Raw genomic sequence first — 22,714 nt, forward strand, 5'->3', positions numbered from 1 at the left:
TTTGTTACGCCTCCATTAATAATAATTCTGGCTCACTTAACAAACGCTTTAAGTGATTTAAAGCATTTTGCGCAGTGGCTCCATCGATCATACGATGATCAAAGCTCAATGATAATGCTAACACAGGTGCGGCTACAATTTCACCATTTTTTATTACAGGTTTTTCTGAAATTCGACCAATACCTAGTATTGCTACTTCAGGATGATTAATTACTGGTGTGAACCATTGTCCTCCTGCAGAGCCAATATTCGTAATGGACATGGAAGCACCTTTCATTTCATGTGGCGCAAGCTTGCCTTCACGGGCTTTCGTCGCTAACTCATTGATTTCATTAGACACTGCAAATACAGATTTACGATCTGCATGCTTAATAACTGGTACTAGTAGGCCTCTTTCAGTATCAGCAGCAATACCGATATTATAGTAATGCTTCTGAATAATTTCTTGTGTAGCATCATCTAATGAGCGGTTAAATTCTGGGAACTCGCGTAAAGTTGAAATAAGAGCTTTAACTACATATGGTAAGTATGTTAATTTAACACCTTTTTCAGCAGCGATATCTTTGAATTTTTTACGATGTGCTACAAGAGCTGTTACATCGACTTCATCCATTAGTGTAACATGAGGAGCCGTTTGTTTCGAGTGTACCATTGCTTTTGCAATCGCTTTTCGAATACCAGACATTTTCTCACGCGTCTCAGGGAATTCCCCTTCAAGAACTACTGGTGCTGCCGGTGCTGCTGTCTCTTCCTGCGCCGTTGCTTCAGTTGCTTCAACATTTGCAGCTTGAGCTTCTACAGTACCTCCACCTTTTAAGAAGTTTTCAATATCTTCTTTTAGGATTCGACCATTTTTACCTGTACCCTTCACTTCACGAATGTTAACATCGTTATCACGTGCAAATTTACGTACAGAAGGCATTGCAATCACACGTTTTGATTCATCAACAACAGTCTCCACTTTGTCTGGAGCTTTATCTTGAGCTTTTTCTGGTGCCTTCTCCTCGTTTGTAGGAGCTTTTTCTACATTCTGACCAGATTCAGCAGTTGCTTGAACTTGTGCTTCTGTTTTCGCTTCAGCATGATCGTCACCTTTAAGCTTTAAGTCCTCATAACCAGGTGCATCAAATCGGATTAAGACATCACCAACAACGGCAACAGTCCCTTCTCCTACTAAAACTTCCTCTACTTTACCTTCTACTGGTGAAGGGATTTCTACTACTGCTTTATCATTTTGTACTTCACAAAGAATATCGTCTTCTTTAACTGTATCTCCAGCTTTAACGAACCATTTCACGATCTCGCCTTCGTGAATACCCTCGCCAATATCCGGTAGTCTGAATTCAAATGCCATGTGTACCCATCCTTTCTATTTACTCTTCAAGTTTAGAAGCTTTATTAGAATGTTAAAACTTTTTTCGCTGTTTCCATTACATCTTTGTAGTTTGGTAACCAAACACCTTCAGCTTGTGGGAATGGGTACACAGTATCTGGTGCAGCCACACGAAGAACAGGAGCTTCTAAGCTTAAAATTGCGCGCTCTGTAATTTCTGCTACTACGTTTGCAGCGATACCCGCTTGTTTTTGAGCCTCTTGGACAACAATCGCACGTCCTGTTTTTTCAACTGATGCGATAATAGTATCCACATCGATTGGTTGAATTGTACGTAAGTCAATTACTTCTACAGAATGTCCTTCTTTTTCAAGTTCCTCTGCAGCCTTTAAGCTTTCATGAACCATTAATCCGTAAGCGATAATTGTTAAATCTTTACCTTCGCGTTTTACATCTGCTTTGCCTAGCGGAATTTCATATGCTTCCTCTGGCACTTCTTCACGGAATGAACGGTAAAGTTTTAAGTGCTCTAGGAAAATAACTGGGTTATCATTACGGATTGATGAAATAAGTAATCCTTTTGCATCATATGGTGTTGATGGTACAACAACTGTTAAACCTGGTTGTGCTGTCATTAGGCTTTCTAAGCTATCTGAGTGCATTTCAGGTGTATGCACACCACCACCAAATGGTGAACGGATTGTTACTGGCGCATTGTATACACCACCACTACGGTAGCTCATACGTGCTAATTGACCACTAATAGAATCCATTACTTCATATACGAAACCAAAGAATTGAATTTCAGGAACTGGACGGAATCCTTGAAGAGAAAGACCGACTGCTAACCCACCAATACCTGATTCTGCTAATGGTGTATCGAACACACGATCAACACCGAACTCTTTTTGTAGGCCTTCTGTAGCGCGGAATACCCCACCGTTGACACCTACATCTTCCCCGAATACAAGAACGTTTTCATCATTCTTTAATTCTGTGCGAAGTGCATCTGTAATTGCTTGAATCATCGTCATTTGTGCCATTGGTTATTTCGACTCCTTCTCTTTATAGATTTCATACTGTTCTTTTAAATTAGATGGCATTTCGCCTTTATACATATTTTCCATTAACTCTGTCACTTTTTGTTTTGGAGCAGCATCTGCTTTTTTGATTGCTTCTTTAATTTCTTCTTTTGCACGCTCAATTACTGCTTCTTCCTTCTTTTCATCCCATAAACCTTTTGCTTCTAGGTATTTACGGAAGCGAACAAGAGGGTCTTTTTGAGCCCATTCATTATCAGTATCAGAAGTACGGTAACGAGTTGGGTCATCCCCTGCCATTGTATGCGGACCATAACGGTAACACATAGTTTCAATTAATGTTGGACCTTCGCCATTAATTGCACGTTCACGAGCATCACGAGTAGCTACATAAACTGCAAGCGCATCCATTCCATCTACTAGAATACTTGGTAAACCTGCTGCTACACCTTTTTGTGCAATTGTTTTAGCAGCTGTTTGCAATTCACGAGGAGTTGAAATTGCATATTGGTTATTTTGTACGATAAAGATTGCTGGAGATTTAAATGCACCTGCAAAGTTAATTCCTTCATAGAAGTCACCTTGTGATGAACCACCGTCACCTGTATAAGTTACGGCAACAGCTTTTTTCCCGCGTTTTTTAATACCAAGTGCCACTCCTGCAGCTTGAATATATTGTGCTCCGATAATAATTTGTGGAGCTAAAACGTTTACACCTTCAGGAACCTGATTCCCAATGAAGTGACCACGTGAGAATAAAAATGCTTTTTCAAGAGGTAAGCCATGCCATACAATTTGTGGTACATCACGGTAACCTGGTAAAATCCAATCCTCTTGCTCTAATGCAAAGTGAGAAGCAAGTTGTGAAGCTTCCTGACCTGCTGTAGGAGCATAGAAACCTAAACGTCCTTGACGATTTAGTGAGATTGAGCGTTGATCTAAAATACGTGTGTAAACCATACGTGTCATTAGTTCAACTAGTTCCTCATCAGATAGTTTTGGGTCTGCCTCTTTATTTATAATTTCGCCTTCTTCATTTAAAATTTGAAACATTTCAAATTTATCTTCGATTTCAGTTAGCGTTTGTTTCGCATCAAAAATATTATTGTTTTTCTTGCTCATTTGTCACATCTCCCTTTCAGCTGTATTAAAATAAATCACCATTTTTACTAGTACAACTTATTCTTGACACTCAGTATACTGAATAAAATACTGTCGGTCAATCATATATTACGGCTATAAACAAAGATTTTTTCTAAAATAACATTCCAATACCACTGTCCTATACTGTATTACCAATATCTAAAATCTGTATTACAACACCTTATTAACACCATATATTCCTTAAGTTTTCCAACAGGTTTTCCAATAGTAGAATACCCCAATCTAGAAAATCTAATAGCATTAGAAAAATTTTTTGAGTATATTCAAATAAGGTCTTTTTACATGTGATTGTTTTAAGACGTGATGTATACTTATTAGTAAGGCACTACAAAGTTGAAAGGAAGATTACTATATGATTTTAATGGATGATATTATCCGCGAAGGTCATCCGACTTTACGCACAAAAGCTGAGGAAGTTAAATTCCCTTTAACTGATGAAACAAGAAAGCTCGCTGAAGATATGCTTCAGTATTTAATCAACAGCCAAGACCCTGAAATGGCAGAAAAATATAATTTGCGTAGTGGTATTGGCCTAGCTGCCAATCAGGTAAATAGCTTACAGCGTATGTTTGCTCTACATTTAAAAGATGAGGCTGGTGAACAATTAAGCTTTGTTGCCATTAATCCGAAAATTGTAAGCCACTCTGTCGAAAACACATACCTAACAGCAGGAGAAGGTTGTCTCTCTGTTGACCGTAATATACCTGGTTATGTACCCCGTCATGCGCGCATCACAGTCAAATTTAAAACAATTGATGGCGAAGAAAAGAAAATGCGTCTTAAAGGTTTGCCAGCTATTGCATTTCAGCATGAACTAGATCATCTAAACGGCGTAATGTTTTATGATCGTATCAATGAAAAAAACCCATTTGCAGAAATACCTGATTCCATTCCATATGAGCGAGATTAAAATAAACCTCGGCAGTTATACATCTGCCGAGGTTTATTTTTATCGATTTAAACGAGCATTAATTGTTTCAATTAATTTAGGTAGCTCTGCCATTGTTTCAATTGTATAGTGTGCCCCTGTTTCTTCAAAAATACGTCTCGTTTCGGCTATGACTTGTTGCTGTTCTTCAGAAGTGAGTGCTTGAAATTCTTCTTCAGATAATCCCATTTCTGAACTTCCAATAATAACACCAACAGCCCAAACACCAGCATTTAATGCTTCCATTATATCTGAAGTCGTATCGCCAACCTTTACGACTTGCTTGGTTGCCTTCGAGCCTAATGCCTGCATGTTTTTAAAAATCATATATGGGTATGGTCGTCCTTTATCACCAACCTGTGTGGGTGTTACAAGAAAATCAGGTTGGTAGCCTTTGTTAGTTGCATTTTTCGTCACTACTTCCATCATCGAATCAGTATAGCCTGTTGTAGAGCCAATTCGAATACCCGCTTCTCTTAATTGCTGTACCGCTGTCTTCACATGTTGGATCGGATCTGTATAGTTTGCTAACGATTCCATTAATTTCGTTTCGAACTGATTATATAATGTATGCACGTCATTTTCTGTAAAAGCTTGTCCATGAATTCGTTGCCACTCCTCATTAATTCTTGGCATTTCTAGCATGGTACGAATATGGTCAATTTTTAACATGCCCATTGGTTTTCGAGCTTCTTCTAATGTTACATTGACACCAGCATCTTCAAAAATCGATAAAAAAACATTGACAGGGGCAAAGCAACCAAAATCAACTGCTGTTCCTGCCCAATCCAAAATAACCGTTTCAATTTTCATTGTTTTTCACCACCATATAATTTTCTATTATCTCACATAACGCTTGCATATCTTCCTCATGAATATCACCGATATTGCCAATACGGAATGTATCCACATCTGTCAGCTTACCAGGATAGATAACAAAACCTGCTTTTTTCATTTCCTCATAAAAGTGCTCAAAAGAAAACTCTTTATATGGGAACAAAAATGTTGTAATAATAGGTGATTGTAGCTCTTCCGCAATATACGCTTCAAAGCCAAGCACTGATAAACGAGAGCGTAGTATTTGATTATTATCCGCATAGCGCTTATAGCGAGCGTTGATTCCGCCCTCTTCGTCTAGCTCTTCTAGCGCCTTCGCAAAAGCTGCCACTACATGCGTAGGAGAAGTAAAGCGCCATTTGCCATCATGCTTCATCACTTCCCATTGATGATACAAATCTAATGCAACACTACGAGCCTGACCTTTGCATTTCTCTAATACATTTGTTTTAGCAATAACAAACCCAAACCCCGGCACGCCTTGAATACATTTATTGGCACTACTAATACAAAAGTCTATATGCAAGCTTGATAAATTCATTGGCACTCCACCGAAGCTACTCATTGCATCTACGATAAATGTTTTGTTGAACGAATGAACAACTTCCCCAATTCCTTTAATTGGATTTAAAATACCTGTTGTTGTTTCACAATGCACGACAGCCACGTGCGTAATACTCGCATCTTTTTCAAGTAAATCTTGAATAGCTATTGATGATGGCTGCTCATCATAAGGAACACTGTAAACAACATGCTGTAGCTTTAGTACTTTGGCCATTTCAACCATTCTTTCACCATAAGCTCCATTTGTGATGATTAACACTTTATCGTCTTCACTTATAGCTGTTGTGAGAACAGATTCTACTACAAAGCTACCACTACCTTGCATAAGGACCGCTGTGTAATCCGGCTCATCGACTTGAGCTAACGCCAAAAGTTGCTTGCGAATTACTTGTGTAACATTTTTATAGTCATCATCCCATGTACAACGATCTTTTAACATTTCCTGTTTTACTGCTTCAGTTGTTGTTAATGGTCCTGGTGTCAATAATTTATAGTTACTCATTTGTTAAAACTCCTTATCGTTGTGCTTCTTTAAAGAAAGCTTGATGTTTTTCTAATAAATCTACCGTTAATGTAGAGTCCCACTTTTTGAGATAAGCAGGAACATGTTCATCTTTCACTTGTTCCCCTTCATAAAGAGCAACAGGATATTGCTCTAATAGACCACCACGCGCCTCTGTTGCAATGACCTTAGCGATTTCTTTAGCTAACGCTTCATCTCCCTCTTTATCTACTACAGCCACAGATTCCGTTAATGTGAAGTTTCCTTCTGTCGGGTCAATATAATCGATTGGCAACCCTTCATTTTTGGCATCTATGGCCTGAATACGTAAACCAAATCCAGCTGCAACTTCACCCGTTTTCACTTTTTTTATTGGTCCTGAGCCCGAGCTTTCAATATGTGGGCCCGCATTACTAATTAAATCTGCTAAAACCTTTTGACCTTCTTGCTCACCATAGTCCTTAATGATAGCTTGTACTAATAGCCATCCCGTTGAGGAATCCATAATATTTGGGAATGACACTAAATCCTTGTAGGCAGGGTCTGTCAAATCCTTAATCGTTTGCGGTACAGGTAGACCTTTTTGTTGTAACACCTCTGTATTAATAAAAATAGAACCTACATTTCCTAAAATCGGCAGTGCATACGTCACACCGCCATCAAGAGGCTTTAAGTCTGAAGAAATATCCACAAACATGGATTTAGTGGTTTGTGCACTTTCTATAAAATAAGAAGCCATCGTCACCACATCTGCTTCAATATCTGTTCCTTCAGCCATCATTTTCCCACCCAATTCCGAAGTACCAAAGGATTGGATTAAGTACTTTCCTTTATAGCCCTTGTCATCTAATGTAGACTCCATAACTTCAATTGCTTCATCATCAGCATTTGAATAAATAATGACCTGCTCTTCGGAATTTGCTTCAGCCCCTCCACATGCAGCTAAAACGATTGCCGCTGCACTAACTGTCCCTAACATCATGCCTGTTGATTTTTTCATTTTGAGATCTCCTCCACTTTTTCTTTATGAGTTGTTATATAATCACAACCTAATTTCACAATGAGGTTTGTACATAAAATAAATATTGATAGTACGAAAATATCGGTGTATTTCGCAAAATGCTGAAGCTCTTTTATCCGTGTCGATACAAGCATTGTTTTCGTGCTAACAAGGAAAATAACGCCACTGACAGTAACCATCGCATTTAAAAAATAATAGCTAAACATTTGATAAATCGTCGCTCTAATATTTGGCAAAATAATACGTACAATGGTTTTCAACCACGAGTCCCTTAATAGCTCCGCTGTCACTTCCCAAGTAGGGTCCATCTTTTGCAGAGAATTTTTCGCCATTAAATACGGAGTTGTAAAAAAATGCACAATATTACAAGCGATAATGATGAAAAAGGTACCTTTCAAGGACGTTCCATTAAAGAAAAACAAATAGGATAACCCAAGCACCATCCCCGGTACTGTATTGGTGATCATAGATGCTACATCCAAACTTTTCTTTCCTTTTAGTGGTGTCCTTGCATTAAGGAGGGCTGACATAAATGTAATAACTACCCCTAATACGGCAGTTAAAACCGCTACGATCAGAGAATTGATATAAACCTTTGTTAAATCTTTCTCAGCAAGTACATTTTGGACATGCTCTAATGTGAAGCTTAGGTCATAGGGATAGCCTTTCGTAAAAGGCACGATAAACATTGTTGAAAAAACGAACAAGACAACAGCTACACAGACCATTGAATAAACAGTAAACAACACATCACGTAGACGATGTTTGACAAGTTCACTTTGTCCGACTTGTTTATACTGAAAATTAAAGCGCTCTAAAATCGTTAACATAACTACACCGAGTATTGCTGGTACAAGCATAAAAACAGAAATTACGGCTCCACGTTCAAAATGGACAATTGAACCTAACATCGCTTGATAAAGCTCCGTAGCAATCACCCTGTAATTCCCCCCGACTGATGCAGGGATCCCAAAGTCAGTGAAGCTTAATATAAACGTTAAAATAAAGGCCCCACCAATTGTTCCTAGCATTGGACGGAATACAGTATGATAAAATCGACGGAGCGAATGATCACGCATCAATATCGAAACAAGTAAGAATCGTTTGTCGATATATTGCATGGAATTTTGCATTAAAATAAAAGCAACCGGTAATGTATATAAAACGTAACCTATCACTAAACCGTTGTACCCATAGATTGTAAAAAGAGGTTGACCGATTAATTTTGTTAGAATTCCTTGATTACCAAATGTATAAATCAACACGAAACCATAGGTGATGGTTGGTAGTAACATTGGTAAAGTAATTCCAACCTGTACTAGCTTTTTCGTATGGCGATGGATCGTTGTAAAATGAACAGCATATGCCAATAAAAAAGCTAAAATAGTGGTAACTACTGATGCTACAAAAGAAACTTTAAAGCTATTAATAAAAGCTTCACGAAGCTCTATATTACTTAAAGCATCTATATAATTTTGAAAGGTCAGCACATTTCCTATTTTGAAAGACTGCCAAAACATATAAAGTAATGGCACAATTAAAAACAATAGGAAAAATAATAGAATGGGCAGAAAAATTAATTTCATCATTTTATTCGTTTTAAGCATACGTTTCTCCAAATAATTGATAGATATTGTGTCGCTTAATATGTAGCTGTCTTAAGATAAAATCCTCAATAAATTGATTTTTTGGTGCTGTTACTATTTCATGAGGTGTGCCAAATTGAGCAACTGTTCCATCATTAATAATCATGACTTTATCTGAAAGTGTTAAGGCTTCTTCTGGATCATGTGTGACAATAATAGTCGTTAAATTAAATTCACGAGCAATGGATTTAATGCGTTCCTTTATCGATTCTTTAATGACGCCATCTAATGCACTTAACGGCTCATCCAGCAATAAAATTTTTGGCTGCATCACAAGTGTTCTGGCAATGGAAACACGTTGCTTTTGTCCACCTGATAATTCGTGAATCTTTTTATGTAAATGTGGTGTCAGCTCTAAAAAGTCAATATATTCTTGTATATCCCCCTTAGACATTTGCTCTTGTTTATTTTTCAGTCCATAAACGATATTGTCATATGCATTCAAATGAGGAAATAACGCAAAATCCTGAAACACAATATTAAATCCTCTTTCTTGCATCGATTGCTTTGATATATCTTGGCCATTGTAAACAAGCTGACCAGCTGTTTGATCTGTAAGGCCTAAGATAATATTAAGCAAAGTTGTTTTCCCACAACCACTTGGCCCTAATAATGAAATGATCTCACCTGATTCGATGGTTATATTGATATCTTCTAAAACTTTCTTATTTTTATAGCTTTTCGAGATATTTTTTAGTTCTAACAAATTGTTCACCTCTCTCAGTTCCTAGCTTTAGTATAGTGGCAATTTGTAAAGGAAAATGCGTTTTTGTGTAAATGTTGAGTAAATTCTGACCAACTGTTGACAAACTTATGCTTACTTTGAGTAAATAGTAGTAGAGGTGATGAAATGTATATGATAGAAAGGCAACAGCAAATTTTGCAATTTGTACGACAACATAAGGTTGTAAAACTAGTGACACTCACAAAAGAATTTAACGTTTCAATGGAAACAATTCGTCGTGATGTCCAACAATTGATGCAAGATAAGAAGATAGAGAAATTTTATGGGGGCGTTAAATATATTGAGCCAGTTGAGGGATTAATTGACCAACGACTTCATACGCAGATAACTGAGAAAATCGCCATTGCTAAAGCTTGCGCTTCGCTTGTTCAAGATGGGGAGTGTATTTTTATAGATAGCGGGACAACTACATATCAAATGACACCATTTTTAAAGGAGAAGGAAAAATTAACAGTGGTAACAAACTCATTGCCTGTAGCATTTGATTTAATTGGTTCCACTATCGAGGTTATACTAATCGGTGGTAAAGTACGCCACTCGGAAAAATCAGTAACGTCCAATGAGTTTTTGTTCCGCTTTGAACACCTTAATATCAATAAGGCTTTTATTTGTGCTAGCGGTGTTTCAATCGAAAAAGGCATTTCAGATTTTAGCTTAGAGGAAGCCATCACAAGGAAACAAATTATTTCCATCTCTCAAACTGTCTATGTGGCTACGGATTCTTCAAAATTTAATAAAGATGTAGCCATTCAAGTTTGTCCAGTCAAAGATATAGATGGCATTATCACAGATGACGCCCTACCTAAAACTACGATTCAGCATTTTGCGGATAATGGCATTCCAATAAAAGTGGTTAACGCAGATGAGGATTAAAAAAGTGATTTTAACAATCATTTCGCAAGGCGAGGGTTGATTTCTGTTCCGCCAGCGTCCTTTCCAGGGGGCGTCCGATGAGCCGCTTCACTCACTACGTTCGCTCCAGGGTCTCATCTGTGACGCTAATCCCCTAGGAGTGACGCTGGCTCCACTCCAATCAACTATGCATAAAAAATATCAAGTAATAGTGAACAAATAGCTCCTTATTTCTATTATTAGAGAAAAGGATATGCACTTACTTTTAATAAATTCACAACAACCATTAATAAAATGAGTAATGAACAACTTTAAGATAAGACTTTTGGGAATCAAAACCTCTTTCACCTTTGACTAAGGAATATCTTTTACAAAACAAAAGCAACTAGTCGCGAAGTGCGCAACTAGTTGCTTCTTTATTTTTAGATAATTGCTAGCTTACGCATGATTTTTGCGAGACCATTTTCGTCTACATGATCAGCAATATGATGTGCAACAGCCTTTACTCGCTCATGTCCATTTCCCATCGCAACACTCGTACCTACAGCTTGTAGCATTTCGATATCGTTTATGCCATCTCCAAAAGCAAAGGCATCTTGTAACGTAATGCCCATTTTTTCAAGAATCTTTTCAATACCTACTGCCTTTGAGCCGCCCTTTGGCAAAATATCACAAGAATAACGATGCCAACGTACAAATTGTACATTTGGGAATGTTTCGCAATATAAAGGTTCATCTTTTTCTTCCATAAATATAAGTGTTTGATATACAGCGTTCTGCATATAATAAGAAGAATCTAATTCTGGGTATGGATATTTAAGCGTATCTAGACTTTCAGCAACCATATTATGATCACCAACAGATGCAATCATACGTTTGTCATCTAAAAATACTACCGGCTCATTACGTGCTTCACCAAAGGCAATGATTTTCGCCAATTCTTCTTTTTCAATACCGTTTGTATAGACAACCTCACCTTTGTAAACAACATATTGTCCATTAAAGGTAACATACGTATCAATATCCAGCTCCTCTAATAAAGCATCAATCATAAAAGGGGCTCGACCAGTAGCAATTGCCAATTCATAGCCATTACGTCTAGCTGCAAGAAGTGCTTCTTTTGCTGATGCAGGTAATTTTTTTTCACTGTTATAAAGAGTACCATCTACATCAAAAAATAAAATTTTGTTCATTTTAATATCCCTTTCCATCAATATTACCCTTTCAAGGCTAATAGCTTTACATAGACAATAATTTTTATTATAATGATCCTAAGGAGTGATGTGCCATGCTGAAGAAACTAAAACGGAAATTGTTGAAGCAGCTTCGCGGCGTACTCGGAAAAAAATCAATTGCCTAACATTTGCCCTTCATTATTTGAAGGGCTTTTCTTTATTTTAGAGGAACTGCGTGATAATATAAAGGAAATGCATTTATTTGGCTATACGCAACCACTGTCTCACTACTTCCTATATAATTTTAAAACATAGTGCACAACTGAAGCATTGAGATACAAGGATTACAAATGTATATTTCTTCTTTAAAAGAAATTCGTTGTTTTCTTGTAGCACGTGTGTGGTAGTAGTCAAAGGTGCAAGAAAAATGTACGCAATTAAAGGAGAGCAAACTATGATTTACAAAGTTTATTATCAAGAAAATGCAAATGAGATTCCAGTTCGCGAAAATACTAAAAGTCTATACCTTGAAGCTGCTTCAGAACGCGAAGTACGTCAAAAGCTAAAAGACCGAAACTACAACATCGAGTTCATTCAACTGCTTGAAGGTAACTATTTAGAGTACGAACAAGCTAGCCCGAACTTCGTCTTGGAGGAAATTTAACAAACATGAAGTTTGTTAAAAATGACCAAGCAGCTGTTTTCGCGCTCGGCGGACTGGGCGAAATCGGCAAAAACACTTACGGCGTTCAATTTCAAGATGAAATCATCTTAATTGACGCTGGCATTAAATTTCCAGAAGACGACTTACTGGGCATTGACTATGTTATTCCTGATTATACGTATTTAGTACGTAACGTTGACAAAATCAAAGGACTATTTATTACTCATGGACACGAGGATCATATCGGAGGTATCCCTTATTTGTTACGTCAGGTTAATATCCCTGTCTACGGTGGTAAGCTTGCACTTGGCTTATTACGTAATAAATTAGAAGAACATGGCTTACTACGTACAACAAAGCTTATTGAAATAAAAGAAGAGGATGTTATTAAATTCAGAAAAACATCTGTTAGCTTCTTTAGAACAACTCACAGTATTCCTGATGCGTATGGTATTGTTGTTAAAACACCACCTGGTAATATCGTTCATACAGGTGACTTTAAATTTGACTTTACACCTGTGGGCGAACCTGCCAACTTAACGAAGATGGCAGAAATCGGACGAGATGGCGTGCTTTGCTTACTATCAGATAGTACTAACGCTGAAAAGCCTAATTTCACCATGTCTGAGCGCACAGTCGGAAAGAGTATTGATGAAATTTTCCGCAAAGTTGATAGTCGTATTATTTTTGCTACATTTGCGTCAAATATTCATCGTCTACAACAAGCAACAGACGCTGCCGTAAAATACGGAAGAAAAATTGCTGTCTTCGGTCGCTCAATGGACAATGCCATTACAATTGGTCGTGAGCTTGGCTATATCAACGCGCCTAAGGATACATTTATTGATGCCCAAAGCATTAATCGACTTCCTGCAAATGAAGTAATGATTTTATGTACAGGCTCTCAAGGTGAACCAATGGCTGCCTTATCTCGCATTGCCAATGGTACACACCGTCAGATACAAATCCAACCTGGCGATACGGTTGTCTTTTCATCATCACCTGTACCAGGTAATACTGTGAGCGTAAACAAAATTATCAATTTATTGTTCCGCGCTGGCGCAGAAGTCATTCATGGTGCATTAAATAATATCCATACATCTGGTCACGGATCACAAGAAGAGCAAAAATTGATGCTTCGTTTAATGAAGCCTAAATTCTTTATGCCTATCCACGGTGAATTCCGTATGTTAAAAATGCATACACATCTAGCAGAAGATTGCGATGTTCCATTAGAAAATACATTTGTTATGGAAAATGGTGATGTATTGGCCTTAAGCGCCAATGAAGCACATGTTGCTGGCCGTATCCCTTCTGGTGATGTTTATATTGATGGTAATGGTATTGGTGACATTGGCAATATCGTCTTACGCGATCGACGCATTCTTTCGGAAGAAGGTTTGGTTATCGTTGTCGTAAGTGTTGATATGGAAAACCAAAAAATTGTTTCCGGCCCAGACATCATTTCGCGTGGCTTTGTCTACATGCGTGAATCAGGTACGATGATTAACGAAGCACAGAAGATGCTCAATCGTCACCTTAACGAAACAATTCAAAGCAAAACACCACAATGGACAGAATTAAAAAATGAAATTACAGACGTTTTAGGTCCTTACCTATTTGAAAAGACAAAACGTCGACCGATGATTTTACCAATTATTATGGAGGTTTAACCTCCTGTAAAGAAGCTATGTAAATATTTACATAGCTTCTTTTTTTATTTTCTATTTTTTGAAACCTCTCTTTTTATTTTTGCGTATATAGTAATAACAACATCAAAAGGAGCGTTTTTATGCTAGATAAAATTCTTCATTCCTTACTCAACGGAAAATCAAAAGGTCATTATTCTTCCTCTAGTAGCCGTCGCAGATATTCAAAACGACATAATTATTATGGTCACAAGCATTATAAACGTAGCTCTCGCAAAAGTTCACGTAGTTTTTTCAGCTCAATGAGTTTCTTTAGTAGCTAATGTGGTGGAAAAGAATTTCCGAAAAAAACTTTGATCGAATTGTAGAGCATTTTATAGCTGAACATCCCGATTTCTCTTTTAAAAAATTTCTCGGCTATGGCTCATATGGCCGTGCATATTTAATTGAAGATTGTTCATCTAAAAAGCTATTTGTTTTAAAATGCTTACGTCCTAAACATCGTCACCACAAGAAAACCATTTATAAATTTAAGCAAGAGATACACATACTTCAACAATTATCACTGCCTTATGTTCCTGCCATCCATTTAACAGGAACAATTGATGATTGTCCATTTTTCATCATGGACTACGTTAATGGCCAAACGTTTGAGCAGCTTATTTTTCAAGATGGCGCCCAGTTTACCATCGTTCGATCACTTGCCATTACTAAACAGCTTTTAGAACAAATTACACAATTACACAATCACGGTATTGTACATCGCGATTTACGTATTCCTAATATACTGCTAGTAGAACAGCAATTGCATATTATTGACTTTGGTCTCGCTACCACTTATCAAAAGGAAATCGATTTTTCTACCATTGAAAACCCTAAACGTGCAGAAAATCATATTAGTGATCTTTATTTTGTCGGTCATTTTTTATTATTTTTACTTTACTCAAACTACAAGCCAAGCAATAAAAAAGAAAAAGCTTGGCAGCAGGAATTGCAGTTACCGATTGCCGTGCAAGATTTTCTTGAACGATTATTATGGATTCAAGAACCATTTCCAAGTGCATTAGTAGCACTGCAATCTATACCACAGTTAGCAGATATTTAGCTAAAAAAATAGAATTGTTCATCTGTCCACGTGAACAATTCTATCCTGCAATTCAACTATTAAAGTATTTAGCACTTACATAGGCAATCCAATGATACGCTGGATCTTGACGCAAATTTTCAATTAAACCCTTAATAATGGCTCTACTATATGTTGGTTTTTCTATTTCTTGTTTTAATAGCAGTAATGATTCTTTTGCAATTGAATCTTCTGTATGAATGATATTTTGCTCAAATAATTGTAACAGAGCATCCTTTGACACATCTTGTTCACATGGCCTTGCAATAAATGGCACAAGATCTTCTGTGATAAAAGGAATGGTTGTATGATGTGCAATGATATCTGTCTTCTCTGCTAATGATTTAGCTAGTTGCTCTAAATCAAGAGGCATATCTGAAAAAATAAACAGCTCAGCATAACTCTTCATAAATCCTTTAATACAGTACATAACATCGTATTTCATTTCCTGGAGTTTATCCTGATAAAGTTGTTCCAGCATATAGAGAATGGATTTAGACATTTCTGCTTCATACGCGGTTATTTTATGAAAAAGTTCTTTTTTTGTTAAAAAGACCTTTTCGTTAAAGAACACACGAGCGGATGCAGAATGGTCTTTGAATGCTTGAAAGATGCTTTTATAAAATTCAACTAAAACCGTTTCTTTATTATAGGTGCCTCTGACTACTTGGTCAACATCCGTAATAAACTGCTGTAAATAGTAGTCCACCATTGAAATAACAAGCTCATCTTTTGTTTTGAAGGATAAATAAAATGCACCTTTTGAAATTCCACAACGTTCCGTTATTTGCTGTACAGATGTAGCTTCAAAACCCTGTTCAGAAAACAGTTCTAATGCTTTCTCCATAATTAATTGCTTTTTTAACATATTTTTAACTCTCTCCTAATGCATTTCGTTGACAAATGACCGATTAGTCATTAGTATAAATAATTGAATTTAGATAGTCAATAAAGGGTAGGTGTGAAGGTGAAAGGTTTAGTTAATTTCGTATTGAAAAACAAATTGGCAGTGTGGTTATTAACAATTATCATCACTGTCTCTGGTATTTATTCCGGTACAAGAATGAAAATGGAATCAATACCCGATATCTCCATCCCATATTTAATTGTTATGGGTGTATACCCTGGCGCAACGCCTGAACAAGTAATGAATGAACTGTCCATTCCATTTGAGAAATCCATAGAAAGCTTGGAAGATGTTAAAGCAGTTTATTCAACATCCTCTTCCAACGTAGCACAAGTTCAAGTTGAATATGACTATGGCATTGATATGGATGAGAAAAAACGTCAGTTAGAAGCAGCTTTAGATAATATTAAACTACCTGAAGGTGCACAAGAACCAAGTATTATGGCCATCAGCATGAACATGATGCCAGTAGTAGCTTTATCTGTAAGTAGCTCGAAGGAAGATATTGTAGATCTTACTTCAACAGTTGAGGACGTTTTACTTCCAAAAATTGAAAAAATTGATGGTGTTGCTTCTGCAACTATTACTGGTCAGCATATTGAACAAGTTTCTTTTAAATATGATGAAGAAAAAATGGCTGCACTAGGGTTAACTGAAGAAACAGTCAAGCAAATGATCCAAGCAAGTGACATGTCTTTATCACTTGGTTTATATCAATTTACCGTTGGTGAACAAGCAGTTTCAGTTGATGGTAAAGTAAAATCTGTAGATGAACTAAAAGATTTATTAATTCCTGTCACACCTTCAGCTACAAATCCTTCACCATTCGTTCGTCTAGGTGATATTGCAACGATTGAAGTAGAAGGTAAAGTACAATCTGTATCCCGTACAAACGGTAAGGATGCTATTGCCATTCAAATCGTAAAAGGTCAAGATGCGAATACGGTAACAGTAGTTAATGCAGTAAAAGACCTTATGAAAGATGAAGAAAAACGTTTAGACGGCTTAAACGTTGACATCTCTCTAGACCAAGGTGCCCCAATTGAAGATTCTGTTTTCACCATGATCGAAAAGGCAGTATTTGGTGGTGCAATTGCCGTATTAATCATTTTACTATTCTTACGTGATTTCAAATCAACAATTATCTCGATTATCTCTATCCCAGTTTCTGTCTTCATGGCATTACTACTATTAAACTGGATGGATATCACATTAAACATTATGACGCTAGGTGCGATTACCGTCGCAATAGGTCGTGTTATCGATGACTCGATTGTAGTTGTTGAAAATATTTATCGACGAATTCATTTAAAACAAGAAAAATTAACAGGTCGTGCCTTAATTCGTGAAGCAACGATTGAAATGTTTAAACCTATTCTTTCGTCAACATTAGTAACGGTTGCCGTATTCGCCCCACTTATTTTCGTAGGCGGTATGGTTGGCGAATTATTCATGCCATTTGCCCTAACAATGACATTTGCACTAGGTGCTTCCTTAATCGTTGCCATCACAATCGTACCAGCTTTATCTCACTTCCTATTCCGTAAAAAATTATACGGTGAGAAAAAGGAAAGCCAGCATAAAGAAGTTGGTAAGTTAGCTAATTGGTATAAGGGTGTCTTAGAAAAAGCATTAAACCATAAAATTATTACTTCAATCATTGCGATTGTATTACTTGCAGGTTCCCTTGCATTAACACCTTTAATAGGTTTTAGTTTTATGGGATCACAAGAAGAAAAAGTAATGTACTTAACGTATACACCTGCTACAGGTGAGCTAGCAGATGAAACGGCAGCAAACGTTGAAAAAGTAGAAAAAGAATTAATGAAACGTAAAGATGTTGATATTTTACAAGTTTCCATAACGGATTCCAATAATGTTGACCCTTCAGCAATGATGATGGGTGGAGGCGCTGGCGGTGCCTTAATGTACCTTATCTTTGATCCGGATATGGAGGACTTCCCTAAAGCTCGTGAAGAAGTAGAAAACTATGTGTTTAATATTGGCCAATCAGGAGAATGGAAGTCTCAAAACTTCTCATCAATGTCTATGTCTTCAAATGAAGTAAGCTATACACTATACAGTGATGACTTAGATAAACTTCGAGAAGCAGTAAGTCAAGTTGAGGGTGCTCTAAAAGAAGTAGATGGCTTAGAGGATATCAAATCTGATAACGAAGATCCTTATGTAGAGCATGTCCTTAAAGTTGAACAAAAAAATGTCCTTCAATATGGCTTAACTACTGCTCAAATTGTGATGGCATTAAATTCGAATACATCCCAAGAAGTTTTAACAACAGTTAAAAATGATGGGAATGATATTGATGTTATTGTACAACGTGATGCCAAAGTAGCTGCTACTTCACTTGATGATGTCTTAGCAACTGAAATTAAAACGGCATTAGGCACAACAATGACAATCGGTGAATTAGTAGATGTTGAGGAAGGTACGACACTTAACTCATTATCTCGTTCAAAAGGTGAATATTTCGCAACAGTATCTGGTACGATTACCGATGACGATATTTCCAAAGCAACTTCAGCTGCCGATAAGAAGATTGATAAATTAGATTTACCAAAAGGCGTAACAACTGGTGTTGCTGGCGTTGCTGCAGATATGCAAGAAACATTTACTAAGCTAGGTGTTGCTATGCTAGCGGCAATTGCCATTGTCTACTTCATTTTAGTGGTAACATTCGGCGAAGGTTTAGCGCCATTCGCTATTCTATTCTCACTACCTTTTGCCGTAATTGGTGCATTTGTCGGTCTTTTTGTCACAGGTCAAACTATTTCTGTTTCTGTTATGATGGGACTTCTGATGTTAATTGGTATCGTCGTAACAAATGCTATTGTATTAGTCGACCGTATTATCCATATGGAACATGATGGTCTTGCCATGCGTGAAGCTATCCTAGAAGCAGGGGCAACTCGTTTACGTCCAATCCTTATGACAGCCATTGCAACAATCGGTGCGATGATTCCGATGGCTCTTGGTTCTGGCGGTAGTGGTTTAATTTCTAAAGATTTAGCTATTACAGTAATTGGTGGTTTATTATCTTCAACACTATTAACATTAGTTGTAGTACCAATTGTTTATGAAATGCTATCTAAGATGTTAAAGAAAAACCGTAAAGATATTGAAGAAAATTAATAAGAAAACAGCTACTCATGCGATTCGCTTGAGTAGCTGTTTTTCTATTTATTGATTTTCTTTCACTACAAAAACTTCCTTGCTTTCTACACCTGTAGCAGATACAGCCGTAATGCCGTATGTATAACTGTGCTTAGCAAGAGCTGACTTGTCCAAGTATTGAGTGATGCCATCCTTATTATAAACAACATCTACTATATTTTGAGGGTCATCATAAGAACCTTCTTTGTTCCCATTAAAACGATAAATAACATATTTACGTGGCTGTGTTTCATTGTCGTCAATTATTTCAATCTTACGACCAGCAGCTTCCTTTGTCACTTGTACAAAAGTAGGCGTGTTTGGCACTGTATTATCATCCCAAGTGGTTACTGGTGTCAGTGCTGTATAATTATATAGTTGTTGACGAACAATCGTTGCGTAGCCTAATTTATCGTTTTGAAAACTTCGTAAAGAGAAATGCATTTGTCCTTCGGCTGCTACCTTTTCAGAACGATTTGCTAGTATTTGATTTGGCAATTCCATTTTATTTTTCCATGCTGCATCACTGTCATTGCCAACCTTGTAATCAGCAAGTCCAATGTATAGATGGACAGGGTGCGTTTTTGCATATGTTTGTACTTCATGGCTCCACCAATCTAGCAATGTCCCATATTTGGCAACAGATAATGTCCTTGACCAATAAATTTGTGGGGTAATGTAATCAATTGTGCCATTTTGAATCCATGTTCTGACGTCTGCATATAAATCATCGTAATTATTGACACCAGCTCGTGTGTCACTTCCTGTTTTATCCAATGATTTATTACGCCATACACCAAATGGTGAAATACCAAATTGTACATATGGCTTTGTCTCTTTAATAGCTGTGTAAAGATTTTCTACAAGGTTGTTAACATTATCTCTTCGCCAATCCTCTACCTTTTTAAAGGAAGTACCATATGTTTTGAATGCTGCTTGATCCGGGAAAACTTCATTAGCAATTTTGTATGGATAAAAATAATCATCCATATGCACGGCATCAACATCATAATTGGCTACTAGCTCTCTTACTATTTCAACTAAATAGTCTTGCACTTCGGGTAAGCCAGGATTTAAATAATATTGTTTGCCATATTTAACAACCCAGTTTGGATGTGTTCTAGCCACATTATCGGCAGAAAGGTCGGTTAGCTTTTGTCCAGACATTGTTACACGATAAGGGTTCATCCAAGCATGCAGCTCCATTCCCCGTTTATGCGCCTCCTCTACTATTATCTCAAGAGGATCGAAACCAGGATTTGTACCTTGCTTTTTCCCTGTTATGTACGACGACCAAGGCGCTAGCTCAGACGCATACATTGCATCATTTGTTGGTCTTACTTGATAAATAACAGTATTAAATTTATTGGCTTTTAATTGATCCAAAGTTTGGCGTGCCCAAGCCGTGTACTGCTCCTTATTCATACCAGCTTTCATATCAAGATTGAGAACCGTTGAAATCCAGACAGCCCGCATTTCCCTTTTCGGCTGTGTCGTGTTTGCATTCGCTGTATTAGCAGGGATTGTCGATAGGCATAACACCAAAATCATCAAGACTAAAGTTAAAATTTTCAATTTACTATTATTATTTCTCATATTTCCTCCCTTTACTATTTTTCTATTTTAGTATATGATAACTTCTTGTTATATGCACGTCCCCATTCCTTTTAATTAGAGAAAACATGACTAAAATAAAATAATTCTTTTCCATGATGCACACTTAATAAATGTACCAACTCCTTCTAAAATAAATATCTTTAATCACCCCAAAAAACACTCTTCCATATTCCATATTTTAAAATTTCAACTAATTTATGTTTAATTCATTCTTTACGCAGTAATGAACTGTATGCTACAATCAACACAACTTATGTAGAACGGAGGGTATTCCAAATGACAGCTTCAATTAGACTACGATTTCACTTTACTAATTAAATATGTGTACACTTTGCCTGCTGTGCAAGGAAAATGGAATTAGGTCTAGTCTGTTTTAGGAATACTGGAAAAGAGGGGACTTCAACTCCCCTCTTTTTTGTTGTCTTTAACTTTCCACACAGGCACTACTGTTAGAAAGGGATGACGAAATTGGAACATTGGAAACGTAATACGATACTTTTTTTAAGCAGTCAAACGATTTCACTTTTTGGCTCTGCTCTTGTGCAGTATGCCATAACATGGTATATCACGCTTACAACGCAATCAGGCAGTATGATGACCATTGCGATAATTTGCGGCTTTTTACCAACCTTCTTCTTAGCACCAATAGCTGGTGTTTGGGCAGATCGGTATAATCGTAAATGGCTCATTATTTTAGCAGATGGCATGATTGCCTTATCCACGCTAATCTTAGCCATTTTATTTTTAATCGGCTATGATGAGCTCTGGCTACTATTTGTTATTTCGGCGGTACGTGCCATGGGTGCAGGTATTCAAACACCCGCTGTAGGCGCTATTTTACCGCAATTTGTGCCTGAAGAGCATTTGATGAAGGTCAATGGTGCAAATAGTAGTATTCAAGCTTTTATCATGATTCTTGCACCGATGGCAAGTGGTGCATTATTAACGATGGCTTCCATCGAATCTATTTTCTTTATTGATGTAGCGACGGCTGCTATCGCCATTGCGATCTTCTTATTATTTCTGCATATTCCTGCACATGCGAAAGCAAATCAGCCACAAACAACAGGCTATTTTAGTGATATGAAACAAGGCTTCATTTACATTAAAGAGCATGCTTTCTTAAAACAATTGTTTTTGTTCTTCGCCTTTTTCATGCTGCTTGCTGCACCTGCAGCCTTTTTAACACCTTTGCAAGTAACCCGTAGCTTTGGCGATGATGTCTGGCGTTTGACTGTTATCGAGATGGCCTTTGCCATTGGAATGTTAATAGGTGGTATCGCAATTGCAACATGGGGTGGCTTTAAAAATAAAGTGCATACGATGACATTATCTGCATTATTATTTGGACTTTGTACAATGGCTCTCGGCATTATTCCTGTTTTTTGGCTGTATCTCGTAATCATGACAGTTACCGGAATAGCTATGCCAATCTTTAATACACCCGCAACGGTGTTATTACAAGAAAAAGTTGAAAGTGATTATATGGGTAGGGTATTTGGCATTCTTAGTATGATATCCACCTCTATGATGCCGTTAGGTATGCTTATTTTCGGTCCGATAGCTGATATGATTGCCATCGAATGGCTACTCATCGGGACAGGAATCCTATTATTTATCCAAGGATTTTTCCTTCTGGGCAGTAAAGTCTTATTAAAAGCTGGCAGATCTACTGCCGAGCAAATAGATGTTGACAATCTTGCAAAAAAGTGAAGATTTTGTATAAGAGATTATTGCTGATGATAAAAAATAATTAAAACCCTAGCTTATAAACAA

Annotated in this window: 18 protein-coding genes; 7 read left to right on the plus strand and 11 right to left on the minus strand. The window is 37.1% G+C overall.

Features of this window, described 5'->3' with window-relative positions; genetic code table 11:
- Window positions 1-4: 4 nt before the first annotated feature.
- The 3 genes from SJW71_RS19625 to pdhA are packed head-to-tail and all read right to left on the minus strand — an operon-like array spanning window position 5 to window position 3,495.
- Window positions 5-1,354 (minus strand): dihydrolipoamide acetyltransferase family protein, encoded by a 1,350-nt coding sequence (locus SJW71_RS19625; protein ID WP_322604680.1) that lies wholly within the window; start codon window positions 1,352-1,354, stop codon window positions 5-7.
- A gap of 44 nt (window positions 1,355-1,398) precedes the next feature.
- Window positions 1,399-2,376 carry an alpha-ketoacid dehydrogenase subunit beta gene (locus SJW71_RS19630; RefSeq protein ID WP_274795801.1) on the minus strand — a complete coding sequence of 326 codons (978 nt, stop codon included), beginning with the start codon at window positions 2,374-2,376 and terminating at the stop codon, window positions 1,399-1,401.
- A 3-nt stretch (window positions 2,377-2,379) separates the two neighbouring features.
- Window positions 2,380-3,495: a pyruvate dehydrogenase (acetyl-transferring) E1 component subunit alpha gene (pdhA, locus tag SJW71_RS19635; RefSeq protein ID WP_274795800.1), complete on the minus strand. Its 1,116-nt coding sequence runs from the start codon at window positions 3,493-3,495 to the stop codon at window positions 2,380-2,382.
- Window positions 3,496-3,889: 394 nt separating this feature from the next.
- Here pdhA and def point away from each other — a divergent pair, with 394 nt between their 5' ends.
- A complete protein-coding gene (gene def, locus SJW71_RS19640) occupies window positions 3,890-4,447 on the plus strand; it encodes a peptide deformylase (RefSeq protein ID WP_274795799.1) in 558 nt (185 codons plus the stop codon).
- Window positions 4,448-4,486: 39 nt separating this feature from the next.
- Here def and phnX read toward each other — a convergent pair whose 3' ends face one another.
- From phnX to SJW71_RS19665, 5 genes are read right to left on the minus strand one after another with little or no spacing between them, the layout of a single operon-like run.
- Entirely contained in the window at window positions 4,487-5,278 is a 792-nt protein-coding gene (gene phnX, locus SJW71_RS19645) for a phosphonoacetaldehyde hydrolase (RefSeq protein WP_431811353.1), read from the minus strand.
- Window positions 5,268-6,368 (minus strand): 2-aminoethylphosphonate--pyruvate transaminase, encoded by a 1,101-nt coding sequence (gene phnW / locus SJW71_RS19650; RefSeq protein WP_322604682.1) that lies wholly within the window; start codon window positions 6,366-6,368, stop codon window positions 5,268-5,270. Before phnW ends, phnX begins: the two co-directional genes overlap by 11 nt.
- A gap of 13 nt (window positions 6,369-6,381) precedes the next feature.
- Window positions 6,382-7,368 (minus strand): extracellular solute-binding protein, encoded by a 987-nt coding sequence (locus SJW71_RS19655; protein WP_322604683.1) that lies wholly within the window; start codon window positions 7,366-7,368, stop codon window positions 6,382-6,384.
- Window positions 7,365-8,996: an ABC transporter permease subunit gene (locus SJW71_RS19660; RefSeq protein ID WP_322604684.1), complete on the minus strand. Its 1,632-nt coding sequence runs from the start codon at window positions 8,994-8,996 to the stop codon at window positions 7,365-7,367. The genes SJW71_RS19655 and SJW71_RS19660 overlap by 4 nt, the downstream gene beginning before the upstream one ends.
- The gene (locus SJW71_RS19665; RefSeq protein WP_312506827.1) at window positions 8,989-9,741 is read right to left on the minus strand and encodes an ABC transporter ATP-binding protein; all 753 of its coding nucleotides are present in this window, start codon (window positions 9,739-9,741) and stop codon (window positions 8,989-8,991) included. Before SJW71_RS19665 ends, SJW71_RS19660 begins: the two co-directional genes overlap by 8 nt.
- A 150-nt stretch (window positions 9,742-9,891) precedes the next feature.
- On the opposite strand from SJW71_RS19665, the gene SJW71_RS19670 reads away from it, so the two are divergent.
- A complete protein-coding gene (locus SJW71_RS19670) occupies window positions 9,892-10,653 on the plus strand; it encodes a DeoR/GlpR family DNA-binding transcription regulator (protein WP_396631758.1) in 762 nt (253 codons plus the stop codon).
- Between the two features lie 401 nt (window positions 10,654-11,054).
- Here the strand turns inward: SJW71_RS19670 and SJW71_RS19675 are convergent, their stop codons facing one another.
- Window positions 11,055-11,825 carry a Cof-type HAD-IIB family hydrolase gene (locus SJW71_RS19675; protein WP_431811354.1) on the minus strand — a complete coding sequence of 257 codons (771 nt, stop codon included), beginning with the start codon at window positions 11,823-11,825 and terminating at the stop codon, window positions 11,055-11,057.
- 436 nt (window positions 11,826-12,261) lie between these two features.
- On the opposite strand from SJW71_RS19675, the gene SJW71_RS19680 reads away from it, so the two are divergent.
- The 3 genes from SJW71_RS19680 (at window position 12,262) to SJW71_RS19690 (ending at window position 15,225) form a co-directional block, all read left to right on the plus strand.
- Window positions 12,262-12,471: a DNA-dependent RNA polymerase subunit epsilon gene (locus SJW71_RS19680; protein ID WP_274795791.1), complete on the plus strand. Its 210-nt coding sequence runs from the start codon at window positions 12,262-12,264 to the stop codon at window positions 12,469-12,471.
- 5 nt (window positions 12,472-12,476) lie between these two features.
- A complete protein-coding gene (rnjA, locus tag SJW71_RS19685; protein ID WP_274795790.1) occupies window positions 12,477-14,144 on the plus strand; it encodes a ribonuclease J1 in 1,668 nt (555 codons plus the stop codon).
- Between the two features lie 298 nt (window positions 14,145-14,442).
- Window positions 14,443-15,225: a serine/threonine-protein kinase gene (locus SJW71_RS19690; protein WP_312504750.1), complete on the plus strand. Its 783-nt coding sequence runs from the start codon at window positions 14,443-14,445 to the stop codon at window positions 15,223-15,225.
- Window positions 15,226-15,277: 52 nt separating this feature from the next.
- Here the strand turns inward: SJW71_RS19690 and SJW71_RS19695 are convergent, their stop codons facing one another.
- Window positions 15,278-16,111 (minus strand): TetR/AcrR family transcriptional regulator, encoded by an 834-nt coding sequence (locus tag SJW71_RS19695; RefSeq protein ID WP_312504751.1) that lies wholly within the window; start codon window positions 16,109-16,111, stop codon window positions 15,278-15,280.
- A gap of 99 nt (window positions 16,112-16,210) precedes the next feature.
- On the opposite strand from SJW71_RS19695, the gene SJW71_RS19700 reads away from it, so the two are divergent.
- Window positions 16,211-19,300 (plus strand): efflux RND transporter permease subunit, encoded by a 3,090-nt coding sequence (locus SJW71_RS19700; RefSeq protein ID WP_429979579.1) that lies wholly within the window; start codon window positions 16,211-16,213, stop codon window positions 19,298-19,300.
- Window positions 19,301-19,348: 48 nt separating this feature from the next.
- Here SJW71_RS19700 and SJW71_RS19705 read toward each other — a convergent pair whose 3' ends face one another.
- A complete protein-coding gene (locus tag SJW71_RS19705; RefSeq protein WP_431811355.1) occupies window positions 19,349-20,917 on the minus strand; it encodes a glycoside hydrolase family 10 protein in 1,569 nt (522 codons plus the stop codon).
- A 480-nt stretch (window positions 20,918-21,397) separates the two neighbouring features.
- On the opposite strand from SJW71_RS19705, the gene SJW71_RS19710 reads away from it, so the two are divergent.
- On the plus strand, window positions 21,398-22,651 hold the full coding sequence (locus SJW71_RS19710; protein WP_431811356.1) for an MFS transporter: 1,254 nt from the start codon (window positions 21,398-21,400) through the stop codon (window positions 22,649-22,651).
- Window positions 22,652-22,714 lie beyond the last annotated feature (63 nt).

This window comes from Lysinibacillus sp. FW12 (assembly GCF_050817245.1).
GTDB lineage: Bacteria > Bacillota > Bacilli > Bacillales_A > Planococcaceae > Lysinibacillus > Lysinibacillus irui.